Below are 22717 nucleotides of genomic sequence, written 5' to 3'. Positions count from 1 at the left end.
CGCGCGGCCGGGCGGCGGGGCCGGCCCGGCCGGGCGCGGCCTGTCCTCACCCGGGCGCCACGGTGCCGTCCGGCGCGCCGGCGCGGCCGCGGGCGCCGCCGATCCGCTCGGCGTGCTCCTGGAGGGAGCGGACGCCGACCTGGCCGCCGGCGACGGCCTCGATGCCCTGCACGGCCGCCGCGAGGCCCTGCACGGTCGTCACGCACGGTACGCCCCGCAGCACGGCCGCGGTACGGATCTCGTAACCGTCGAGCCGCGGCCCGGACTGGCCGGGGCTGCCGAAGGGAGTATTGACGATGAGGTCGACCTCGCCGTCGAGGACGCGCCGCACGATCGTGGGCTCGCCGGACGGGCCCGGACCCTCGCTGTGCTTGCGCACGATCTTGGCACGCACGCCGTTGCGGCGCAGGACCTCCGCGGTCCCTTCCGTGGCAAGAATCTCAAAGCCCAGGTCAGCGAGGCGTTTCACGGGGAAGACCATGTGCCGTTTGTCGCGGTTCGCGACGGACACGAACGCGCGCCCCTTGGTCGGCAGCGACCCGTAGGCGGCCTGCTGCGACTTGGCGAACGCGGTGCCGAACACCTCGTCGATGCCCATCACCTCGCCGGTCGAGCGCATCTCGGGGCCGAGGACGATGTCGACGCCCTGCCCGCTCTCGTTGCGGAACCGGTCGAACGGGAGGACGGCCTCCTTCACCGCGATCGGCGCGTCCAGCGGGAGGGTGCCGCCGTCGCCCGCCGCGGGCAGCATGCCCTCGGCGCGGAGCTCGGCGACGGTGGCGCCCATCATGACGCGCGCCGCGGCCTTGGCGAGCGGCACGGCCGTCGCCTTGGACACGAACGGCACCGTGCGGGACGCGCGCGGGTTGGCCTCCAGCACGTACAGGACGCCCGCGGAGAGCGCGTACTGGACGTTCATGAGCCCGCGCACGCCGACGCCGCGCGCGAGCGCCTCCGTGGACTCGCGGATGCGGCGGATGTCGTCGTGCCCGAGCGTGATGGGCGGCAGCGCGCACGCCGAGTCGCCGGAGTGGATGCCGGCCTCCTCGATGTGCTCCATCACGCCGCCGAGGTAGAGCTCGTCGCCGTCGAACAGGGCGTCGACGTCGATCTCGATGGCCTCGTCCAGGAAGCGGTCGACGAGGACGGGGTGCTCGGGGCTCGCCTCCGTCGCGCGGGCCATGTACGACTCCAGCGTCGCGTCGTCGTACACGATCTCCATGCCGCGCCCGCCGAGTACGTACGAGGGGCGGACGAGGACCGGGTAGCCGATCTCGGCGGCGATCTCGCGCGCCTCCTCGTAGGAGGTGGCGGTGCCGTGCTTGGGCGCGAGGAGGCCCGCCCGGTGCAGGACGCGTCCGAACGCGCCGCGCTCCTCGGCAAGGTGGATGCTCTCCGGGGAGGTGCCCACGATCGGCACTCCGGCGTCCTTGAGCTTCTGGGCGAGCCCCAGGGGCGTCTGGCCGCCGAGCTGGACGATGACGCCCGCGACCTCACCGGACTGCTGCTCCGCGTAGACGACCTCCAGGACGTCCTCCAGCGTGAGCGGCTCGAAGTAGAGCCGGTCGGAGGTGTCGTAGTCGGTGGAGACCGTCTCGGGGTTGCAGTTGACCATCACGGCCTCGTAGCCCGCCTCGGCCAGCGTGAACGACGCGTGGACGCACGAGTAGTCGAACTCGACGCCCTGGCCGATGCGGTTGGGGCCGCTGCCCAGGATGATGACCTTCGGCTTGCTCCCCGGCGGGACCTCGGTCTCCTCGTCGTAGGCCGAGTACAGGTACGGCGTCTGGGCCTCGAACTCGGCGGCGCACGTGTCGACCGTCAGGTAGACGGGACGGATGCCGAGTGCGTGCCGCAGCTCGCGCACGACCTCCTCGGAGAGGTTCCGCAGCTCGCCGATCTGCGCGTCGGAGAAGCCGTGCCGCTTGGCGCGGAGCAGCTTGTCCTTGGTGAGGGCGTCGTCGGCGGTGCGGATCTCCTCGGCGACCTCGTTGACGGCGGCGATCTGGTCGAGGAACCAGGGGTCGATGCCGGTCGCGTCGTACATGTCCTGGACGGTGGCCCCGGCCCAGAGGGCGCGCTGGACGTCCCTGAGCCGCCCGTCGTGCGGGCGCCTGGCCGACTCGACCAGTTCGGCGGCGTCGGCCTCGCCGGCCCAGCTGAACGACGAGCCCTTCTGCTCCAGCGACCGCAGCGCCTTCTGCAGCGCCTCGGTGAAGCAGCGCCCGATGGCCATGGCCTCGCCCACCGACTTCATGTGCGTGGTCAGCGTGCCGTCGGCGCCGGGGAACTTCTCGAACGCGAACCGCGGCACCTTCACCACGACGTAGTCGAGCGTGGGCTCGAACGACGCGGGCGTCTCGCGGGTGATGTCGTTCGGGATCTCGTCCAGGGTGTAGCCGATCGCCAGCTTCGCCGCGATCTTGGCGATGGGGAAGCCGGTGGCCTTGGACGCGAGCGCCGACGAGCGCGACACCCGCGGGTTCATCTCGATGACGATCATGCGGCCGGTGCCGGGGTGCACGGCGAACTGGATGTTGCAGCCGCCGGTGTCGACGCCGACCTCGCGGATCACCGCGATCGCGACGTCCCGCATGTTCTGGTACTCGCGGTCGGTGAGCGTCAGCGCGGGCGCGACCGTGATCGAGTCGCCGGTGTGCACGCCCATCGGGTCGAGGTTCTCGATGGAGCACACGATCACCACGTTGTCGTGGCGGTCGCGCATGACCTCCAGCTCGTACTCCTTCCAGCCGAGGATCGACTCCTCCAGGAGCACCTCGCCGGTCGGGGACGCGTCGAGCCCGGCGCCGGCGATGCGGCGCAGGCCGGCCTCGTCGTGGGCGAAGCCGGAGCCGCGCCCGCCCATCGTGAACGACGGCCGCACGACGAGCGGGTAGCCGAGCTCACCGGCCGCCGCGAGGCAGTCGTCCATCGTGTGGCAGATGACCGACTTCGCGGACTCGGCGTTGAGGCCCCGCTCGCGCGCGACCTTGGCGACGACCTCCTTGAACCGCTCGCGGTTCTCGCCGGCCTGGATCGCGTCCACGTCGGCGCCGATCAGCTCGACCCCGTACTTCTCCAGGACGCCGCTCTCGTACAGCGCGATCGCGGTGTTCAGGGCCGTCTGGCCGCCGAGCGTCGGGAGCAGCGCGTCCGGCCGCTCCTTGGCGATGATCTTCTCGACGACCTCGGGGGTGATCGGCTCGACGTAGGTCGCGTCGGCGAACTCGGGGTCGGTCATGATCGTGGCCGGGTTGCTGTTGACCAGCGTGACCCGCAGGCCCTCGGCCCGCAGCACCCGGCACGCCTGGGTGCCGGAGTAGTCGAACTCGCACGCCTGGCCGATGACGATCGGCCCGGAGCCGATGACCAGGACGGACTTCAAGTCTTCGCGACGCGGCATTACTTCGACGCCTCCATGAGCTCGCAGAAACGGTCGAAGAGCCCGGACGCGTCGTGCGGGCCCGCGGCGGCCTCCGGGTGGTACTGGACGCTGAACGCGGGGCGCTCCAGGAGCCGCAGCCCCTCGACGCAGCCGTCGTTGAGGTTGACGTGGGTGACCTCGGCGGGGCCGTACGGGGTGTCGAACGGGCCGTCGGCGGGGGCGTCCACGGCGAACCCGTGGTTGTGGGCCGACACGTCGACCTTGCCGGTCGCCCGGTCCTGGACGGGCTGGTTGATGCCCCGGTGGCCGAACCTCAGCTTGTAGGTGCCGAGGCCCAGCGCGCGGCCGAAGATCTGGTTGCCGAAGCAGATGCCGAAGAACGGCGTGCCGGTGTCGAGGACGCCCTTCAGCGCGTCCACGGCGTAGCCGGCGGCGGCCGGGTCGCCGGGGCCGTTGGAGAAGAACACGCCGTCGGGCCCGAGGGCGAGGATGTCCCGGGCGGTGCTGGTCGCGGGCAGGACGTGCACCTCGCAGCCCCGCTCGGACATCCGGTACGGCGTCATCGACTTGATGCCGAGGTCGACCGCGGCGACGGTGTAGCGCTTCTCGCCCCTGGCCGGGACGACGTAGGGCTCGGCGGTGGAGACGTCCCGCGCGAGGTCGGCGCCCTCCATCGAGGGAGTCTCCCGGACGCGCCGCACCAGGGCGTCCTCACTGGGCGCCAGGGCGTCGGCCCCGCTGAAGATGGCGGCGCGCATGGCGCCCTTGTCGCGCAGGTGCCGCGTCAGCGCGCGCGTGCCGGGGATGGCGATGCCCACCACGCCCTGCTCCCGCAGCGCCGAGCCCAGCGAGCCGGTGGCGCGCCAGTTGGACGCGACGCGGGCGGGCTCGCGCACCACGTAGCCGGCCACCTGGATGCGGCGCGACTCGGGGTCCTCGGCGTTGACACCGGTGTTGCCGATGTGGGGGGACGTCATGGCCACGATCTGGCGGGCGTACGAGGGGTCGGTGAGGGTCTCCTGGTAGCCGGTCATGCCGGTGTTGAAGACCATCTCGCCGAAAGTCTCGCCCTCGGCCCCGTACGCCACCCCGCGGAACACCCTGCCGTCTTCCAGAACGAGCAGAGCAGGGTTCATTGGAGCTTCCCTTCGAGGACGGTCGGCTCGCCGCGCAGGAACGTCGCGGCGACCCGCCCGGGCAGCTCCAGCCCCGCGAACGGGGTGTTGCGGCTCTTGGAGGTCATCGCGGACGGGTCCACGGCGCGGCGCGGCGACGGGTCGTACAGCGTGATGTTGGCGGGCGAACCTGCCTCCAGCGGACGACCCTGTCCGGACAGGCGGCCGATGCGGGCGGGGCGGAAGGACATCCGGTCGGCGACCCCGGCCCAGTCGAGCAGGCCGGTCTCGACCATCGCCTCCTGGACGACCGGCAGCGCGGTCTCCAGCCCGATCATCCCCATCGCGGCCACGGCCCACTCGGTCTCCTTGGCCTCGACCGGGTGCGGGGCGTGGTCGGTGGCGACGCAGTCGATCGTGCCGTCGGCGAGCGCGTGCCGCAGCGCCGTGACGTCGTCGGCGGTGCGCAGCGGCGGGTTGACCTTGAAGATCGGGTCGTAGGTCCCGGCCTTGGCGTCGTTCAGCAGCAGGTGGTGCGGGGTGACCTCGGCGGTCACCGGGCAGCCCTTGCTCTTCGCCCAGCGGATAATCTCCACCGAGCCGGCCGTGGACACGTGGCACACGTGCAGCCGCGACCCGACGTGCTGGGCGAGCAGCACGTCCCGGGCGATGATCGCCTCCTCGGCGACGGCGGGCCAGCCGCGCAGGCCGAGCGCGGCCGACATCTCGCCCTCGTTCATCTGCGCGCCCTCGGTGAGGCGCGGCTCCTGCGCGTGCTGGGCGACGACGCCGTCGAACGCCTTCACGTACTCCAGCGCGCGGCGCATGATGACCGCGTCGGACACGCAGTGGCCGTCGTCGGAGAAGACCCGTACTCGCGCGGCGGAGTCGGCCATCGCGCCCAGTTCGGCCAGCTTCTCGCCGGCGATGCCGCGCGTGACGGCCCCGACCGGCTGGACGTCGCAGTACCCGGCCTCGCGGCCGAGGCGCCACACCTGCTCGACCACGCCGGCCGTGTCGGCCACCGGGTCGGTGTTGGCCATCGCGTGGACGGCGGTGTACCCGCCCACCGCGGCGGCCTTCGTCCCCGACTCGACGGTCTCGGCGTCCTCGCGGCCGGGCTCGCGCAGGTGGGTGTGGAGGTCGACCAGGCCGGGGAGGGCCACCAGCCCGTCGGCGTCGACGGTCTGCGCGCCGGCCTCGTCCAGGCCGCGGCCCACCTCGGCGATGGCGCCCTCGCGCACCAGGATGTCGGCGGGCTCGCCGCCGAGGATCCGCGCGCCCTTGATGATGTACGTCGTCATTGGGAGACCTCCTGGCCGATGGCGGGCTCGCTGCCCCCGAGAAGCAGGTACAGGACGGCCATGCGGGCGCTGACGCCGTTGGCGACCTGCTCGACGATCGTGGAGCGGACCGAGTCGGCGACCTCGGCGGCGATCTCGACGCCGCGGTTCATCGGACCGGGGTGCATGACGATGGCGTGCTCGGGCAGCTGCGCCATGCGGTCGACGTCCAGGCCGTAGCGGCGGCTGTACTCGCGCACGGTCGGGAAGTAGGCGGCGTTCATGCGCTCCTGCTGGACGCGCAGCATCATGATGACGTCGCTCTTGGGGATGACGGCGTCGAGGTCGTACGACACCGAGCACGGCCACGTGTCGATGGCGACCGGCAGCAGCGTCGGGGGCGCGACCACCGTGACGTCCGCGCCGAGCGTGTCCAGCAGCAGGACGTTGGATCGTGCCACACGGCTGTGCAGGACGTCCCCCACGATCGTGACGCGGCGGCCGTCCAGCTCACCGAGCCGCTTGCGCATCGTGAACGCGTCCAGGAGCGCCTGGGTGGGGTGCTCGTGCGTGCCGTCGCCGGCGTTGACCACGCTGCCCTGCACCCAGCCCGCGAGCCGGTGCGGCGCGCCCGAGGCCCCGTGCCGGATGACGACGCCGTCCGCGCCCATCGCCTCCAGGGTGAGGGCCGTGTCCTTCAGGCTCTCGCCCTTGGACACGCTCGACCCCTTGGCGGAGAAGTTGATGACGTCGGCGGACAGCCGCTTGGCCGCCGCCTCGAACGAGATCCGGGTGCGGGTGGAGTCCTCGAAGAAGAGGTTGACGACCGTCCGGCCGCGCAGCGTCGGCAGCTTCTTGATGGAGCGGCCCGCGATCTGCGCCAGCTCCTCGGCCGTGTCCAGGACGAGCAGCGCGTCGTCGCGGGACAGGTCGGCGGCGGAGATCAGATGGCGGTTCATTCGGCACCCCCCGTCGGGCCGGCCGGCACGGGGCCCAGCAGCACCGCGTCGCGCCCGTCGTTCTCGTCCAGCAGCACCTTCACGGTCTCCCGCATCGAGGTGGGCAGGTTCTTGCCGACGTAGTCGGCGCGGATCGGCAGCTCCCGGTGCCCGCGGTCGACCAGCACGGCCAGCTGGACGGCGCGGGGCCGCCCGAGGTCGTTGAGGGCGTCCAGCGCGGCGCGCACCGTGCGGCCGGAGAACAGCACGTCGTCGACCAGGACGACGACCCGGTCGTCGACCCCCTCGGCGGGCAGCTCGGTGCGGCCGAGGGCGCGGGCGGGCCGCATCCGCAGGTCGTCGCGGTACATCGTCACGTCGAGCGAGCCCCAGGGCACCGGGCGGCCCTCGACCTCGCGCAGCGCGCCCGCCAGCCGCTCGGCCAGCGTCACGCCGCGGGTCTGGATGCCGAGCAGCAGGACGTCGTGGCCGCCCTTGGTGCGCTCGAGGATCTCGTGGGCGATGCGGGTCAGCGCGCGTCTGATGTCGGGACCCTCGAGAACGGCCTTGGGCCGGGGATCACCGTCCGCCACACGCGCCTCCGCCTGCCGATCCGGCCTGGAGGCAGCATTCACCGCCGGAACCTCCTTCCCCGCCTCACGGGACGGGCCTTAAAGGACGTCATGTCGCACCCACGTTAGCAGCCGGCCCGGACCGCTCCGCACCCGGACCGGTCCACGTCTTCGCAGGTGAGAGGGGTCACATTCGATCATGCTCGGGACGTCGCGGCGGGCCGTGACGGCCCCCGTCGCAGCGCGCCCGCGGCCGTTCCGGACGATCCGGACGGCCCGGATCGATCCCTGCGGATTCGACCGCTTTTTTCCAATCAGCTTGACCTGGGGCCGTACCCGTTTTACCGTCACTGTCCGTAACCATCCCTGGAGACAGAGTCCTGAGGCCCCCTGGCTTCGTGAATCTGTCTCCCCCCGGTGACACGACCGGGGTCCGACGACGACGAAAGTGAGCCTGGGGGGCCGAGAATGCCGTCTGAATACGCTAAGGCTCTCGGCGCGCGCCTGCGCGCCATCCGCACCCAGCAGGGCCTGTCCCTGCACGGTGTGGAGGAGAAGTCACGCGGCCGCTGGAAGGCCGTCGTCGTGGGTTCGTACGAGCGGGGCGACCGCGCCGTCACCGTTCAGAAGCTGGCCGAGCTCGCCGATTTCTACGGCGTGCCGGTTTCCGAGTTGCTGCCCGGCGGAGCCGCGCCGAGCCCGCTCGGGCCTACACCCAAGCTCGTGATCGATCTAGAGCGGTTGCAGCAGCTTCCGAAAGACAAGGCCGGTCCTCTCGCCCGCTACGCCGCGACGATCCAGAGCCAGCGGGGCGACTACAACGGAAAGGTCCTGTCCATCCGCCAGGAAGACCTGCGTTCACTGGCGGTCATCTACGACAAGTCCCCGACCGAGCTGACCGAAGAGCTGATCGGCTGGGGCGTCCTCGACCCGGAGGCGCGCCGCGCCGTCGAGTCGTTCTGACACACCGCACCACCTTTTTCACCGCACTGCAGCAACGGGGCCCGGCACACCGCCGGGCCCCGTTCCGCGTCCTGGCCAGGGGCGGAGCCGGGTCAGGGGCGGAGCCGGGTCAGGGGCTGAGGGCCGTCCGGCCGGCCCTGGGCGCCTCGTCGAGGACGAGGACGTCCCCGCCCGGGGATCGGCGGCGGCGGGGGGCGAGGAGGGCCAGCGGCAGGACGGCGGCCATGACGGCCGCGCTCACGGCGAAGCCGGTCGTGTAGCCGCCCTCGCCGGGGACCACGACGATGACGACCGCGCTGACCTGCGTGCCGAGGGACGCGCCCACCGTGCGGATGAGGGTGTTGATCCCGGTCGCCACGCCCGTCTCGCTCTGCGGGACGGCGGCGACGACCAGGTTGGCGACGGCCGCGTAGGCGAACCCGAGGCCGATGCCGCGGGCCAGGCCGCCGACGTAGAGCTGCCACATGGCGGCGTGCTGGAAGGCCACGAACGCGTACCCGAGCCCGGTCATCACCGCGCCGCCGAGCAGCACCGTGCGGGAGCCGATGCGCCGGTCGAGCAGGCCCGCCGTCATGCCCGCCGCGGTCATGCCGATGCTCGCGGGCAGTTGCAGCAGGGCCGCCTGGGTGGCCGTCCCGCCGAAGCCGTAGCCGGTGCCCTCCGGCAGCTGGACGAGCAGCGGGAACAGCAGCCCGCCGGCCATGAGCGCGTAGCCGGAGAGCAGCGAGGCGGCGTTCGCCGTCCACACGCCGCGCGTCCGCATCACCTTCAGGTCGACCAGGGGCTCGGCGACGCGGCCCTCGACCCGCAGCCAGGCGGCGGCCGTCACCGCCGAGAGCACGAGCAGGCCCAGCACGCCGGGCGAGGTCCAGCCCCAGTCCATGCCCTCGGTCAGCGCGGTGAGCGCGGCCACCAGCCAGGCGGCGAACAGCGCCGCGCCCCACCAGTCGACCCGGGCCGCCTCCCGGGGCGCCGACCGTGGAACGATCCACCAGGCGAGGGCGATCCCGGGCACCAGCCCGAGGACCGGCACCCAGAGCAGCCACCGCCAGCCGAGCAGGTCGATGATCGGCCCCGCCAGGCACCAGGAGACCGCCCCGCCGAGCCCCAGCATGGACGACATGAGGCCGACCGCGGACGCCGTCCGGGCGGGCGGGATGACGTCCCGGATGATCGTGTACGCGAGCGGGAAGACGCCGCCGCCGATGCCGGCGAGGGCGCGTCCGGCCAGCATCGCCGCGACGTTGGCGGCCAGGGCCGCGACGACCATCCCCGCGGTCGCGATCGCCAGCACGGCGAGCAGGACGCGGCGCGGCCCGTACAGGTCGCCCAGCCGCCCCACCACGGGCGTGGCGACCGCGGCGGACAGCGTCATCGCGGTGAGCGCCCACGCGGCCCCGGCCGGCGTGGTGTCCAGGCCGTCCTGGATCTGCGGCAGCGCGGGCGTCACGACGGCCATGGACAGCGAGTAGGCCATCACGCCGAGGAACGCCAGCAGCGGGACCAGCCCGCGCCCGCCCCGCGCCACCACCGCGTCCTCCCATGCTTCGCAGCCCTAACAATCTCATACCGGGACAAAGCGTCATCGAGGCGTCCCCGGCCGACCGCGGCCACGGCTGATGGGAGGGGCGGGTCAGGAGGCCGCGATGGCCCCGGCCTTCCGCAGTGCCCCGATGCGTTCGGCGGACAGGTCCAGGACGTCCCGCAGCACCTCGTCCGTGTGCTCGCCGAGGGTGGGGGCGGGAGCGGGGGGCGGCGAGGCGTCGCCGAGGCGCAGCGGGGAGCCCGGGGCGAGGTGGGGGCCGATGCCCGGCTGGTCGAGCTCGCCCATGAGGGGCTCCTCGTGCAGGGCGGCGGCCACCTCCGCGAAGTCGCGGTAGCGGGACCACAGGACGGACGTGTTCCGCAAGCCGTCCCCGACCTGCTCGCAGGTGCGGGCCGCGAACCACGGGGCGAGGACGCCGCCGAGCGCCTCGCGGTAGGTGAAGCGGTCTCCGGCGCGGCGGAAGTCGGCGCCGAGGGCGCGTTCGAGGGCGGCGCTCACCTCGCCGAGGCCGGTCGCCTCCACGAGGTCGCGCCAATGGCGCGCCGTGAGCACCGCCACCATGACGCGGCCGTCGGCGGTGGGGAAGTCGCGTCCGAAGTCGCCGAACAGGTGGTTGCCCAGGCGCTGCCTCGGCTCGCCCAGTTGCGCCTCCGCGAGGTAGCCGAGGTTCCCGGCGGTGGCCAGGGCGACGTCCTGCAGCGCCACGTGGAGGCTCTGCCCTTCGCCCGTGCGCAGTCGGTGCCGCTCGGCCGCCAGGAGGCCGACGGCCATGTAGAGCCCGCACGCCACGTCCCAGGCGGGCAGGGAGTGGTTGACCGGTGCGTCCTGGTCGGGCGGGCCCGTGACGCCGGGGAAGCCCAGGGCGGCGTTCACCGTGTAGTCGACGGCGTTGCCGCCGCCCCGCGTGCCCTGGAGCCGGACATGGATCAGGTCGGGCCTCGCCGCCTTCAGCTCGTCGTAGGTGAGCCCCTGGCGCGGCGGCGCGTTGGTCAGCACGACGCCGCACTCGGCGATGAGACCTGCGACGAGCCCGCGCCCTTCCGGCGAGCGCAGGTCGGCGGTGACGGACCGCTTGCCCTTGTTCAGCCCGGCCCAGTACAGGCTCCGGCCGGACGGCGCGAGCGGCCACCGGTCGATGTCGGGGCCGCCGCCCACCTGGTCGACCCTGATGACGTCCGCGCCGAGCTGCGCGAGCGTCATCCCTCCCAGCGGCGTCGCGACGAAGCTCGACAGCTCCACGACGCGCATCCCGTCCAGCGGCAGCGTTCCCGTCATGACGCGATGTCTATCAGGGAGCCGCGCCCGCCTCCCCGGACGGGTCGACCGGACGGGTCGGCCGGACGGGGGATCGCGCCGGCGGGGCCGGCTCGGGGGGTTGCGGCCGCCGCCGACGCGATCGTCCGGGGGGCGCCGGAGACCGGGGCCGCCTCCCCGCGGGTGGGGGCCCGCGGGGCGGACGCCCCGGCCTCCGGCGCGGCCGGTCCCGTGGGGAGGGAGGGGACGGGCCTTCCGGGGGTGGCTAGCCGGCCTCCGGGACGGGCAGCGTCGGCTGCCCGTCGATGCCGAGGGTGTCCTCGACGAGGGTGACGAAGACCTCCGCGTCGTGCACGAGCTCCTCGGCCTCGCGCGGGGTGACGGCGCGCGGCAGGCCCGCCTCGGCGGCGGCGCGCTTGTCGGCGCCGGCGGCGAAGAACGCGGCCCACTCGCGCAGCGCGGGCTCGGCCTCGGGCAGCAGCACCCACACGCTGCGCGGCCGGCCGCGGCGGTGGGTCTCCAGCGGTTCCTTGGACGCCAGCACCGCCGCGGCGGCGCGCAGCGCGGCCAGGTGGGCGCAGACGTAGCGGACGGCGGGCGAGGTGGCCTCGGCCGCCTCGGCGAGGCCCATGCGGGCGGCGTGCAGCTGGCCGACGGCCGTGTGCGCCGGACGCGGCGCGGGCATCGGACGGTGGCGCGGGCTCGGCGGCGGGACGGACTGTGCGGCGGAGTGGACTCCGCGTGCGGTCATCGTTCCGGACATGTGTGCCTCCTTCCGGGCTCGGGCCGGCCGGGCGGAGAGCTTCCCCTCACTCCGCCCGGCCGTCCGTCCCGCCGAAACACCGCGATCGGCGGGGACGTCGCCCTGGCGCGGGCCGCGAGTCCCGCACCAACGTCGAACATAAGTTCGACGCATTCCCCAGTAAACAGCCCTGACGCCGATTCGTCAACGTGTTCGAACGCGTGTCGCGAGCCGCAGGTCAGCGGGCATGGCGACGGTAGGGATATGGTGCGGAACGGTCCGCCGGGAGCGCCGGCCGGAGGCTAGCGAGGCCGCCTGACGTGCACCGGGACGTTCGTTCCGAGGAGGTCCGGGAAGTATTCGGCGATGTGCATCGGCATCCGGACGCAGCCGTGTGAGGCCGGATACATCGGCACGTCCAGGGCGCCGTGGAAGGCGATGCCGCCGTTGAAGTAGATCGGGTTGTACAGGCGCCCCAGGGGCGAGGTCTCCCAGCCGGTGAAGCGGCGGCCCGTCCGGAAGTCGCCCGTGCCCGTCGAGGCGTAGCGGCAGCGCGGGACGGTGGCGCCGCGGTCCTTGGCGCAGTAGTACTCCCCCGAGCCGGACGAGATGTGCGAGATGAGACGCGGCGTGCCGTCCTTGTAGAGGACGAGGTACTGGCGCTTGAGGTCGACGTCGACCCGGTCCTTCTCGCGCTTCTTGGCCATCGGACGCGGCTGCTCGGGGGCGTCCAGGGCCTTCCAGAAGGACGCGCCGAGGGTGGTCTTCTGCTTGAGGCCGTTGACCGCCTGGAACGCCCACACGGCCATCTGCGTGGACGGCCCGTACTTCCCGTCCGCCTTGCCCGGGTCGTAGTTGAGTTCCTTGAGGCGGCGCTGGAGCGCCTCGACGTCGTCGCCCTTCGCGCCCGCCTTCAGCTTGCGATGCGTAGGGGTAGGCGTCGGCGCGGGCGTCCTGGGCGGGGGCGCCGTCGCGGACGGCGAGCCCTCCTGCGCCCGGGGCTCCGCCTGCTCAGTCCCGCTGCAGCCCGCGAGGGCGACGGCCGCGATCAGCGGCACCGCGCCCATCCGAACGTCGATCGGTATCCCGCGCATGGAGGAAGCTTAAAGTGCTTCCCATGCATCCGAATGCCGAAATCGTCGCGAAGGCCCTGCTCGACCAGGGCGCGACCGGGGCCATCGTCGAGCTTCCCGACTCCGCGCGGACGGCGCAGGCCGCCGCCGAGCAGCTGGGCTGCGAGGTGGGCGCCATCGCCAACAGCCTGGTGTTCGACGCCGACGGGGCGCCGCTGCTGGTCCTGACCAGCGGCGCGCACCGCGTCGACACCGCGAAGGTGGCGGCGCTGGTGGGCGCGGCGAAGGTCCGGCGGGCGACGCCCGAGTTCGTCCGGGAGGCGACCGGGCAGCCGATCGGGGGCGTGGCGCCGCTCGGCCACCCCGCGCCGATCCGTACGCTCGTGGACGTCTGGCTGGACGGGTACGGCGAGGTCTGGGCGGCGGGCGGGCACCCGCACACCGTCTTCCCCACGTCGTACGAGGAACTGCTGAGGATCACCGGGGGGACCCCCGCGGAGGTGGAGTGATGGAGCTCTGGCACAACCCGCGCTGCTCGAAGAGCCGCGCCGCGAAGGCGGCGCTGGACGAGGCGGGCGTGGAGTACACCGAGCGCCGCTACCTGGACGAGCCGCCCACGGCGGCGGAGCTGGACGCGGTGCTCACCCGGATCGGCGCCGAGCCGTGGGACGTGGCGCGGCTGAACGAGCCGGTCGCCAAGGAGCTCGGGCTCAAGGACATGGAGCGCGACCGGGCCCGCTGGATCGAGGTCATGGTGGCGAACCCGGTGCTGATCCAGCGCCCGATCGTGCTGACCGGGGAGGGCGCCGTGGTCGCGCGGGACGGCGAATCCGTGCGGAAGGCCCTCGACAGCCGCTGACACCGGTGTGATTCTGGGGAGTCGGAGCACGACGATCGGTGACCTCCCGGAGGTGCGATGACCGCGCAGATGCGCACGGGGCCGGCCGCGGGCGATCCGGAGTTCCGCGGGATCGACCCGCCCGCGCTGAACCAGGTCGCCAGGCAGTTGCAGGACGCGCAGAACGCGATCCAGGGCTGGCTGAACGCGCATCGTCCCCCGCCGGGGGTGTCCGCGGCCGGGTACCGGCAGGCCGACCAGGTGGCGCGGTGGGCCGCCGACCAGCTCGGGATGCTCTCGCGCCGCTACAACTACGCGATCGCCCACCCCTCCCCCGGCGGCGGGGTGGACGCCCCGCCGCCGCCGGTCCGCCCGCGGACGCCGGGGACGGGCGGCGGGGCCCCGGTCGGGACGCCCCGGCCCGTCCAGCCGCCGCCGCGCGGGACGGGCCCGGGGCCCACCCCGAGGGGCGCGGGCGACATCGGCGGCTTCCCCGACCGCGGGGCCGCCGCCAGGGCCGCCAAGACCGACGCCCTCGCCGTGCTGGCGTCCGTCCGGGACGGCGAACCCGTCCCCGACCCGCTGTGGAGGCACCTCAGGGCGAACGCCGACGACCCCGACTACACCGAGAAGCTGTACGAGCGGCTCGGCCCCGCCGCGACGGCCGGCCTGGTCGGGGCGGCCGGCCGGGACGAGGCGAAGCTGCGGGCCGTCCGGGAGTCGCTGGGCATGGCCAGCCACCACATGACGGTGGACGTGACGTGGCTGCGGGCGTTCCTGGCCGAGGCCGACCGCGCCGGGGTCCATCCCGCGGCCGTCCAGGTGCTCCTGGGGGCCGGCATGAGCGAGCGGACGCGCGCGGCCATCGCCAGGCTCGGCCTGGGCGAACCGGGACGAGCCCCGCTGGCGGCCGCGCCGCGAGCGACCGACGTCGCCTGAGAGTCGCCATGGCCACTCCACCGCCTCCGGGAAGCCTGCCCCTGCCGCTCACCGGCGCCGCCGCCGCCGCGCTGTCGCCGAGCGAGCAGCCCAATCCGGAGTACCAGCGGCTCTACCAGGCGTACGCGGACGCGTACGGCAGCATCGACCGGCTGCGGCACGCCCTCGACGCGCCCGTGAAGACCCTGCGCGGGACGGACGCGTGGCTGGGCCCGGAGGCGCGCGTGTGGGGCGGCCAGCTGGACGCCAACCGCGGGACGCTGAAGAAGGCCGCCGACCGCATCCTCTGGGACATCTACGATCGGCTTTCGTCGACCCAGCGGACCATCCCCCGGGTCTAGTCTCTGTCGGGTGAGGGACCCGAAGCTGCGCGAGATCGACCAACGCGCCTTCCTACGCAGGCTCAACCCCATGCTGGACGTGTACGCGGCGGCGATGGAGCCGCCGCACGAGCAGATCCCGGGACGGCACACCATCATGGAGCGGCACGCCGCGTACCCGGGGTTCCGGGCGTTCGTGGTCGAGCGGCGCGGCGCGCTGCCCGTCCTGACGAGCCCGGTGCAGGGCTTCGCGTACGGGTTCCACGGGACGCGCGGGCAGTGGTGGCACGACGTCGTCCACCAGGCGCTGTCCGACCTGGAGGGGCCCGAGCACGCGGAGGCGTGGCTGGACGACGCGTTCGAGGTCGCCGAGCTGCACGTCCACCCGCAGGCTCAGGGCAGGGGCCTCGGCCGCACGCTGCTGAACGCGCTGTGCGAGGGGAGGCCGGAGCGGACGGTCGTCCTGTCGACGCTCGACCGGCGGCCGGACACCCCGGCCCGCAACCTCTACCGCTCGGTCGGCATGGTGGACCTGCTGAGCGGCTTCGAGTTCCCCGGGGGCGGGCCGCCCTACGCGGTCATGGGCGGGATGCTGCCCCTCGCGCCGTACGCCTCGGCGCCGAGGCGCGAGTAGACCTCGCGCGTCGCCGTCGACTTGTTGAACGTGATGAAGTGGATGCCGGGCGCGTCCTGCTCCAGCAGCTCGCGGCACAGTTCGGCGGCGTGCTCGACGCCGAGCCTGCGCACCGCCTCCGGGTCGTCGGCGACGGCGTCGAAGCGGGCCTTGACCTCCGGCGGGAACGGCGCGCCGGACAGCTGCTCGGACCGCTCGATCGTGCTCAGCTGCGTGACGGGCATGATGCCCGGCAGGATCGGCACGTCGCAGCCGGCGGCGGCGACGCGGTCGCGGAGCCGGAAGTAGTCCTCGGCGCGGAAGAACATCTGGGTGATCGCGTAGTCGGCGCCGGCCCGGCACTTCTCGATGAAGTGGCGGACGTCGCTGTCGACGTCGGGCGAGCGCGGGTGCTTGTAGGGGAAGGCGGCCACGCCGACGCAGAAGTCGCCGTAGGAGCGGATCATCCGGACCAGGTCGGCGGCGTACTCGACGCCGTCGGGGTGCTTGACCCACTCCCCCATCGGGTCGCCGGGCGGGTCGCCGCGCAGCGCGAGGACGTTGCGGACCCCGGCCGCGGCGAACCGGCCGATCAGGTTGCGCAGCTCGGCCTGGGAGTGGTTCACGGCGGTGAAGTGCGCGACCGGGGTGAGCGTGGTGTCGGTGGCGATGCGCTCGACGATGTCGACGGTGGTGTCGCGGGTGCCGCCGCCGGCGCCGTAGGTCACCGACACGAACGTCGGGTGCAGGGACTCCAGCTCGCGGATCGTCCGCCACAGGTTCCGCGCGCCCTTGTCGGTCTTGGGCGGGAAGAACTCGAACGAGAAGGACCTGCCGCCCGAGGCCAGGAGCTCTCGGACGGTCGGGGGCCGGTCGGGACGTTCGCGTCGCATCCTCCAAGCCTACAGAAGGCCCTTGAGGGCGCCTTGAGCCGTCCGAGGGCGGCTCGGGCCGCCGTTTTGCGTGATGCTCATCACACCTCGCGGGCGTTATGTACGCATTTCTGGCAATCCAGTGACTTCTCACGTTCCGGCGGCAAGGTTGAATCCCCCCAGGTGGATACGATCGCGGCATGTCGACCAGCCGCATCCGCAAGGAGGTCGACGAGGCCCTCCTCGGCTTCGTCGACCGGCAGCGCCCGGCGCTGCTGAGCATCAGCGACGACCTCGGCCCGCTGCTGGCCGCCCTCGACGCCCTGCTCGGCGGGGGCAAGCGGCTGCGGCCGGCCTTCTGCTACTGGGGGTGGCGCGCCGCGGGCGGCGAGAACGATCCCGGGATCGTGGCCGCCGCCGCGTCCCTGGAGCTGCTCCAGGCGAGCGCGCTGGTCCACGACGACGTGATGGACTCCAGCGACACCCGCCGCGGCCAGCCGTCCGCGCACCGCCGGTTCGAGGCGCTGCACCGGGCGCAGGCGTGGCCGGGCGACGCGGAGGCGTTCGGCGGCGGCGCGGCCATCCTGCTCGGCGACCTGTGCCTGGCCTGGTCGGGCGAGATGTTCGAGACGTGCGGGCTGGACGCCGAGCGCCGCCTGCGCGGCCGCGCCGTCTACGACCTGATGCGCACCGAGGTCATGTGCGGCCAGTACCTCGACATGCTGGAGGGCACCCGCGGCCTCGCGACCGTCGCCACGGCGCTGCGCGTGGTCGAGTACAAGAGCGCCAAGTACACGATCGAGCGCCCGCTGCACCTCGGCGCCGCGCTGGCCGGCGCCCGCCCGGACGTGACCGCCGCGCTCACCGGCTACGGCCTGCCGCTCGGCATCGCCTTCCAGCTCCGCGACGACGTGCTGGGCGTGTTCGGCGACCCGGCCGCGACGGGCAAGCCCGCCGGCGACGACCTGCGCGAGGGCAAGCGGACCGTGCTGATCGCGCTCACGCTGGAGCGCGCCACCGCCGCGCAGGCCGCCGCGGTGCAGCGCCGCCTCGGCGACCCCGCGCTCGACCGTCCCGGCGTGGACGAGCTGCGCACGATCATCGAGGAGACCGGCGGCCTCGCCGCCTGCGAGGCGATGATCGAGCGCTACCTGCGCGAGGCGGAGGAGGCCCTCGGCTCCGCCCCCGTCACCGCCGAGGCCCGGGAGGCCCTGGGCGAGCTCGCCGTGGCCGCCACCACGCGCAGCACTTAAGCGACTGATGACACAATCCGGCCAAATTTTCCCAGTGCACTAGAACTTTCCCACTGATCGGTGGCAGAAATGTCGCCATGTCCGCCGACACCCCGGGGAACCGCGTCCCGCGCTTCGACCCGCTGCCCGAGAACGAGTGGGACGACGTCCTCAAGGCCGTGGCCGCCACCACCGGGCCGCTGAACGTCTTCACCACGCTCGCCCGCCACCCGGAGCTGTTCCGCGCGTGGATCGGGCTCGGCTCGATGCTGCTGATGAAGGGGACGCTGAGCGCCCGGGACCGCGAGCTCGCGATCCTGCGGACCGCGCACCACCGGTCCTGCGAGTACGAGTGGGAGCACCACCGCGGGCTCGCGCTCGGCGCCGGGCTCACGGAGGCGGAGGTCGCCGCGCTCCGGCTCGACGCCGACGCCCACGACTGGAGCGACGACGACCGCATGGTCGTCACGGCCGCCGACGAGCTGCACGCCAAGGGCACGGTGACCGACGCGACCTGGACGGAGCTCGCCACCCGGTTCGGGGAGCACGAGCTGATCGAGCTGGTCATGCTGATCGGCCACTACCACATGGTCGCCTTCACCCTGAACGCGCTGCGCGTCCAGAACGAGGAGGGGCACTGATGCGGACGGGACGATGGCTGCCGGCGGCGGCCGCGCTCGCGGCCGTGCTGGCGCTGACGGCGGCGCCCGGACCCGGCGCGGCGCGGGCGGAGGCGGGACGCTGCGGCGACCCGGCGCAGCGTCCCTGGTGCGACACGGCGCTCACCCCCGACCAGCGGACGGCGCTGCTGCTGCCGAAGCTGACCGACGACGAGAAGATCGCGCTGCTGGCGTCCGACGACCCGTTCGGCGGCCCGCTCGGCGGCTTCTTCGAGGACGCGCACGCCGACACGAGCGACGGCGTCGAACGCCTCGGCATCCCGCCCGTGTACATGTCCGACGGCCCGGCGGGCGTCCGGCAGGGCAAGGCGACCGCGCTGCCCGCGCCGATCGCGATGGCGGCGGGCTTCGACCCGGACGCCGCGCGGCTCTACGGCGGGACGGTCGCCTGGGAGGCCCGGCACCGCGGCAACGACCTGATCTTCGGCCCGACGGTGGACGTGCTGCGCACGCCCCGCAACGGCCGGACGTTCGAGGGCTTCGGCGAGGACCCCTACCTGTCCGCGACGCTCGGCGCGCCGTGGATCAAGGGCGCGCAGGAGCAGGGCGTGATGACGTCGGTCAAGCACATGGCCGTCTACACGCAGGAGCAGGACCGGCTGTCGCTCGCCATGGAGGTGGACCCGCGCACGCTGCGCGAGATCTACCTGCCGCCGTTCGAGGCCGCCGTCAAGGAGGGCGGCGCGGCGACCGTCATGTGCGGGTTCGGCAAGCTGAACGGCCGGTGGGCCTGCCAGGACGACGCCGTCCTCAACAAGATCCTGCGGTCGGAGTGGGGCTTCAAGGGGTTCGTGCCGTCCGACCACACGGCCGCGCAGGACACCGCCGGGGCCGCCAACGGCGGGCTCGACATGGAGCTGCCGCTCGGCACGAAGTACAACGCGTTCATGCTGAAGATGGCCGTCGCGCAGAAGAAGGTCACGCAGGCGACCATCGACGGGCACGTCGGCAACATCCTGCGGACGATGTTCGCGTTCGGGATGTTCGACCGGCAGGCGTACGCCAACGACCTTTCCCGCGTCGACCGGACGGCGAGCGAGACCGCCGCGCGCCGGATCGAGGAGGCGGGGATCACGCTGCTGAAGAACGACGGCGCCCTGCCGCTGGCCGCGCCCACGTCGATCGCGCTGATCGGGCGGGCGGCGCAGGACGCGCCGAGCGGGTTCGGGTCGGCGAAGGTCGTGCCGTTCACGACCGTGAGCGCGCAGGAGGGCATCGCCCGCCGCGCCGGCTCCGGAACCGAGATCACTTTCACCAACGGCGACGACCGCGGCGAAGCGGCCGGACTGGCGCGGGACGCCGACGTGGCGATCGTGTTCGCCACCGACAGCCAGGGCGAGTTCTTCGACAAGTCGTGCCTGACGCTCCAGTGCGGCGAACCGCTCCGGGGCGACCAGGACGGCCTGATCTCCGAGGTCACCAAGGCCAACCCCAACACGATCGTCGTGCTCAACACGGGCGGCCCCGTCCTCACGCCCTGGGCCGGCCAGGTGAAGGGCATCGTCGAGGCCTGGTACCCGGGGCAGGAGGCGGGCAACGCCCTCGCGCGCGTCCTGTACGGCGACGTGGACCCGGGCGGACGGCTGCCCGTGACATTCCCCGTGGCCGAGAACGACGCGCCGGCGGCCGGGAACCCCGCGCAGTACCCCGGTGTCGACAAGACCGTCACGTTCTCCGAAGGCGTCATGGTCGGCTACCGGCACTACGACGCGAAGGGCATCAAGCCCCAGTTCCCCTTCGGGCACGGCCTGTCCTACACGACGTTCTCCTACAGCGGGCTCAAGGCGAGCACCAAGGCCGTCCAGGTGACCGTCACCAACACCGGCGCGCGGGCGGGCGTGGCCGTCCCGCAGCTCTACATCGGCATGCCGTCGGCCGGCGTGGACGTGCCGCAGCCGCCCAAGCAGCTCAAGGGCTACACCAAGGTCACTCTCGGCCCGGGCCAGAGCACCACGGTCACGTTCCCGCTGACCTCGCGGTCCTTCTCCTACTGGAACGAGGAGGCGAAGGCGTGGAAGGTCGCGGACGGGTGCTACACGGTCATGGTCGGCTCCTCGTCCCGGGAGATCGCCCAGAAGGGGACACTCGGGACGTGCCAGTAAATACAAAGATCTGGGTTCCCCTGCCGTGCTCAGCCGTTACGCGGTACAAATGAGGAAATCTTCGTCCGTCCCCGCCGAGTCGGAGTCCCCCTGTGCCGCACGACACCTCCCGCGGGAGGACGAGCCCCCACTCCCCGCGTCCCGCCGCCGCCCGTTCCGGTCGTCCAGGGCACTCCGGGCATCCCGCCCGGACCGCTAAGGCCCGGTCCGGGCAGGGCCGCCAGAACGGCGCGCCCCGGTCCGCGCACGGCCGCGACCGGCGGCACGGCACACCGCTCGGCCCCGACGACCCGCGCGGCCTCGGCGGCTACACGCTGCTCCGCCGGCTCGGCGAGGGCGGCCAGGGCGTCGTCTACCTGGGGCGGGACGGCGACGGCGAGCTCGTCACCGTCAAGCTGCTGCGCGGCGGCGCGACCGCCGGCCAGCGCGCGCGCAGCCGCTTCGTCAAGGAGGCGGACGCGGCGCTGAAGGTGTCCGGGCGGCACACGGCGCGCGTCCTGGACGCCGACATGACCGGCGACCGCCCCTACATCGTCAGCGAATTCGTCGAGGGGCCCTCGCTCCAGCACGTCGTCGCCGACCGCGGCCCGCTGCCCGCCCCGCAGCTGCGCAAGGTCGCGCTGCGCACGGCGGCGGCGCTCGCCGCGATCCACCGCGCCGGGATCGTGCACCGCGACTTCAAGCCCGGCAACGTCCTCCTCGGCCCGGACGGCGCCAAGGTCATCGACTTCGGCATCGCCCGCACCGCGGACGCGGCCCCGATCACCACCGGCCCCGTCGGCACCCCCGCCTACATGGCGCCCGAGCAGATCGAGGACGAGCCCGTCGGGCCGCCCGCCGACGTGTTCGCCTGGGGCGCCGCGATGGTGTTCGCCGCGACCGGCCGGCCGCCCTTCGGCACCGGGCCGAGCGCCGCCGTCATGCGGCGCGTCACCTCCCGGCGGCCCGACCTCGGCGACATGCAGGGCCCGCTGCGCGACCTCGCGGCCCGCTGCCTGGACAAGAACCCGGCCGCCCGGCCCACCGCGCCGCAGCTCGTCCGGGCGCTGCGGGACGGCCGGAGCCCGGCGCCGAAGCCGCGCCCGACCCGGATCCCGCGCTACCGGTGGCGGATGATGGTCGCGCTCGGCGCCGTCGTCGCCGCCGGGTTCGCGCTCGGCCTGGTGTTCTGAGCGGGCCGGTGTTCTGAGCGGGCTGTTGTTCTCAAGCGGGGCCTGCCCTCGTCACCAGTGGGGCGGGCGCTCCTCCAGCAGGCGGTCGTCGTCGCCGGCCCCGCCGCGCCACTCGCCCCAGCCCGTGTCGGTGTCGTCGGACGTCTGGTCGGGCAGGATCTCCAGGTCGTCGTCCAGGTCGACCGTGCGGTCGTCATCGGGTCCGAGGCTCATGCCCCCATTGTGGGTGATCGTTCCCACCGCCCGCACCATGATCTACGTCAAACCACGACAAGGTCAGGCCGCCAGCCGGCGCGCGAACTCCGCCGCCGCCGCGCCGGGGTCGTCCGCCTCGGTGATGGCGCGCACCACGACGACGCGGGTCGCGCCCGCCGCCAGCACCTCGCCGAGGTTCCCGAGGTCGATGCCGCCGATCCCGAACCAGGGCCGCGCCGCCCGCAGCGACGCCGCGTACTCCAGCAGCTTCGGGCCGCGCGCGGGACGGCCGGGCTTGGTCGGCGTCGGCCACACGGGGCCCGCGCAGAAGTAGTCGACGCCGGGCTCGACGGCCGCCGCCGACGCCTGCTCGCCGGAGTGCGTGGACCGGCCGATCAGCATGTCGCCGCCGACGATCTCTCGGGCGGCGGGCACCGGCAGGTCGTCCTGGCCCAGGTGCAGCACGTCCGCGCCGACGGCGTGCGCCACGTCGGCCCGGTCGTTGACCGCCAGCAGCGCGCCGTGCCGGTCGCAGGCCGCCCGGAAGATCTCCAGGTACGCCATCTCCTCCCGGGCCTCCAGGCCCTTCTGGCGGAGCTGGACGATGTCGACCCCGCCCGCGAGGACGGCGTCGAGGAAGCCGGGCAGGTCTCCCCGGCCCTCCCGCGCGTCGGTGCAGAGGTAGAGGCGGGCCCGGCTGAGCCGGGCGCGCAGCGCGACGGCGCGTTCGGAGGGTTCGGAGAGTTCGGAGGGGACGGAGGGGAGATGCCTGGACACTGCCGGTCATCGTCCTTTCACAGGTGATCGCGGGGCCGCGCGGGCGGCGAACCGCCGCCGCGCGTGACCCCGCGATCGTGTCACGAGCGTTGCCCTCCGTTGATAC

General features: G+C 73.4%; 22 protein-coding genes. 10 read left to right on the top strand and 12 right to left on the bottom strand.

All coding sequences use genetic code 11. The annotated features are described in order from the left end of the window. Positions 1-46 precede the first annotated feature (46 nt). From carB to pyrR, 5 genes are read right to left on the bottom strand one after another with little or no spacing between them, the layout of a single operon-like run. Positions 47-3403, bottom strand: coding sequence for a carbamoyl-phosphate synthase large subunit (carB, locus tag SM611_RS24565; protein ID WP_371952263.1), 3357 nt, complete (start codon positions 3401-3403; stop codon positions 47-49). Continuing rightward, positions 3403-4521 (bottom strand): glutamine-hydrolyzing carbamoyl-phosphate synthase small subunit, encoded by a 1119-nt coding sequence (gene carA, locus SM611_RS24560; protein WP_371952262.1) that lies wholly within the window; start codon positions 4519-4521, stop codon positions 3403-3405. Before carA ends, carB begins: the two co-directional genes overlap by 1 nt. Continuing rightward, complete coding sequence (locus SM611_RS24555; RefSeq protein ID WP_371952261.1) at positions 4518-5804, bottom strand: dihydroorotase; 1287 nt, start codon at positions 5802-5804, stop codon at positions 4518-4520. Before SM611_RS24555 ends, carA begins: the two co-directional genes overlap by 4 nt. Further along, entirely contained in the window at positions 5801-6742 is a 942-nt protein-coding gene (locus SM611_RS24550; protein ID WP_371952260.1) for an aspartate carbamoyltransferase catalytic subunit, read from the bottom strand. Before SM611_RS24550 ends, SM611_RS24555 begins: the two co-directional genes overlap by 4 nt. Beyond that, on the bottom strand, positions 6739-7314 hold the full coding sequence (pyrR, locus tag SM611_RS24545) for a bifunctional pyr operon transcriptional regulator/uracil phosphoribosyltransferase PyrR (RefSeq protein ID WP_371952259.1): 576 nt from the start codon (positions 7312-7314) through the stop codon (positions 6739-6741). Before pyrR ends, SM611_RS24550 begins: the two co-directional genes overlap by 4 nt. 447 nt (positions 7315-7761) lie before the next feature. Here pyrR and bldD point away from each other — a divergent pair, with 447 nt between their 5' ends. Further along, positions 7762-8256 carry a transcriptional regulator BldD gene (gene bldD, locus SM611_RS24540; RefSeq protein ID WP_021597992.1) on the top strand — a complete coding sequence of 165 codons (495 nt, stop codon included), beginning with the start codon at positions 7762-7764 and terminating at the stop codon, positions 8254-8256. 109 nt (positions 8257-8365) lie between these two features. Here the strand turns inward: bldD and SM611_RS24535 are convergent, their stop codons facing one another. From SM611_RS24535 to SM611_RS24520, 4 genes are all read right to left on the bottom strand, one after another. Further along, positions 8366-9787 carry an MFS transporter gene (locus SM611_RS24535; protein ID WP_371952258.1) on the bottom strand — a complete coding sequence of 474 codons (1422 nt, stop codon included), beginning with the start codon at positions 9785-9787 and terminating at the stop codon, positions 8366-8368. A 102-nt stretch (positions 9788-9889) separates the two neighbouring features. Continuing rightward, the gene (locus SM611_RS24530; RefSeq protein WP_371952257.1) at positions 9890-11077 is read right to left on the bottom strand and encodes a CoA transferase; all 1188 of its coding nucleotides are present in this window, start codon (positions 11075-11077) and stop codon (positions 9890-9892) included. Positions 11078-11321: 244 nt separating this feature from the next. Continuing rightward, complete coding sequence (locus SM611_RS24525; protein ID WP_371952256.1) at positions 11322-11819, bottom strand: SAV_6107 family HEPN domain-containing protein; 498 nt, start codon at positions 11817-11819, stop codon at positions 11322-11324. A 281-nt stretch (positions 11820-12100) separates the two neighbouring features. Next, on the bottom strand, positions 12101-12892 hold the full coding sequence (locus SM611_RS24520; RefSeq protein ID WP_371952255.1) for a L,D-transpeptidase family protein: 792 nt from the start codon (positions 12890-12892) through the stop codon (positions 12101-12103). A 23-nt stretch (positions 12893-12915) separates the two neighbouring features. On the opposite strand from SM611_RS24520, the gene SM611_RS24515 reads away from it, so the two are divergent. Genes SM611_RS24515 through SM611_RS24495 form a run of 5 tightly spaced genes read left to right on the top strand, consistent with a single transcriptional unit; the run spans position 12916 to position 15602 of the window. Then, the gene (locus SM611_RS24515) at positions 12916-13380 is read left to right on the top strand and encodes a YbaK/EbsC family protein (RefSeq protein ID WP_371952254.1); all 465 of its coding nucleotides are present in this window, start codon (positions 12916-12918) and stop codon (positions 13378-13380) included. Then, positions 13380-13730 carry an arsenate reductase family protein gene (locus tag SM611_RS24510; protein WP_371952253.1) on the top strand — a complete coding sequence of 117 codons (351 nt, stop codon included), beginning with the start codon at positions 13380-13382 and terminating at the stop codon, positions 13728-13730. Before SM611_RS24515 ends, SM611_RS24510 begins: the two co-directional genes overlap by 1 nt. A gap of 57 nt (positions 13731-13787) precedes the next feature. Further along, positions 13788-14648, top strand: a complete 861-nt coding sequence (locus SM611_RS24505; RefSeq protein ID WP_371952252.1) for a hypothetical protein — start codon at positions 13788-13790, stop codon at positions 14646-14648. An 8-nt stretch (positions 14649-14656) separates the two neighbouring features. Continuing rightward, complete coding sequence (locus tag SM611_RS24500; RefSeq protein WP_371952251.1) at positions 14657-14989, top strand: hypothetical protein; 333 nt, start codon at positions 14657-14659, stop codon at positions 14987-14989. Between the two features lie 10 nt (positions 14990-14999). Beyond that, entirely contained in the window at positions 15000-15602 is a 603-nt protein-coding gene (locus SM611_RS24495) for a GNAT family N-acetyltransferase (protein ID WP_371952250.1), read from the top strand. Here the strand turns inward: SM611_RS24495 and metF are convergent. Further along, positions 15539-16474 (bottom strand): methylenetetrahydrofolate reductase [NAD(P)H], encoded by a 936-nt coding sequence (gene metF, locus SM611_RS24490; RefSeq protein ID WP_371952249.1) that lies wholly within the window; start codon positions 16472-16474, stop codon positions 15539-15541. The genes SM611_RS24495 and metF overlap by 64 nt on opposite strands. 179 nt (positions 16475-16653) lie before the next feature. Between metF and SM611_RS24485 the strand changes: the two genes are divergently transcribed. From SM611_RS24485 to SM611_RS24470, 4 genes are all read left to right on the top strand, one after another. Next, a complete protein-coding gene (locus tag SM611_RS24485) occupies positions 16654-17706 on the top strand; it encodes a polyprenyl synthetase family protein (RefSeq protein WP_371952248.1) in 1053 nt (350 codons plus the stop codon). Positions 17707-17783: 77 nt separating this feature from the next. Further along, positions 17784-18326 (top strand): carboxymuconolactone decarboxylase family protein, encoded by a 543-nt coding sequence (locus SM611_RS24480; RefSeq protein ID WP_371952247.1) that lies wholly within the window; start codon positions 17784-17786, stop codon positions 18324-18326. Next, positions 18326-20467, top strand: coding sequence for a beta-glucosidase family protein (locus SM611_RS24475; RefSeq protein WP_371952246.1), 2142 nt, complete (start codon positions 18326-18328; stop codon positions 20465-20467). Before SM611_RS24480 ends, SM611_RS24475 begins: the two co-directional genes overlap by 1 nt. A 92-nt stretch (positions 20468-20559) precedes the next feature. After that, positions 20560-21639 (top strand): serine/threonine-protein kinase, encoded by a 1080-nt coding sequence (locus SM611_RS24470; RefSeq protein ID WP_371952245.1) that lies wholly within the window; start codon positions 20560-20562, stop codon positions 21637-21639. 51 nt (positions 21640-21690) lie between these two features. On the opposite strand, the gene SM611_RS24465 is transcribed toward SM611_RS24470, so the two are convergent. Together SM611_RS24465 and thiE are read right to left on the bottom strand one after the other, a co-directional pair. After that, positions 21691-21852 carry a hypothetical protein gene (locus SM611_RS24465; RefSeq protein ID WP_371952244.1) on the bottom strand — a complete coding sequence of 54 codons (162 nt, stop codon included), beginning with the start codon at positions 21850-21852 and terminating at the stop codon, positions 21691-21693. A gap of 63 nt (positions 21853-21915) precedes the next feature. Next, a complete protein-coding gene (thiE, locus tag SM611_RS24460; protein ID WP_371952416.1) occupies positions 21916-22548 on the bottom strand; it encodes a thiamine phosphate synthase in 633 nt (210 codons plus the stop codon). Between the last annotated feature and the right edge of the window lie 169 nt (positions 22549-22717).

Source organism: Actinomadura monticuli (genome assembly GCF_041463655.1).
In the GTDB taxonomy this organism is placed as follows: domain Bacteria; phylum Actinomycetota; class Actinomycetes; order Streptosporangiales; family Streptosporangiaceae; genus Spirillospora; species Spirillospora monticuli.
This window is presented reverse-complemented; position numbering and strand designations above follow the sequence as displayed.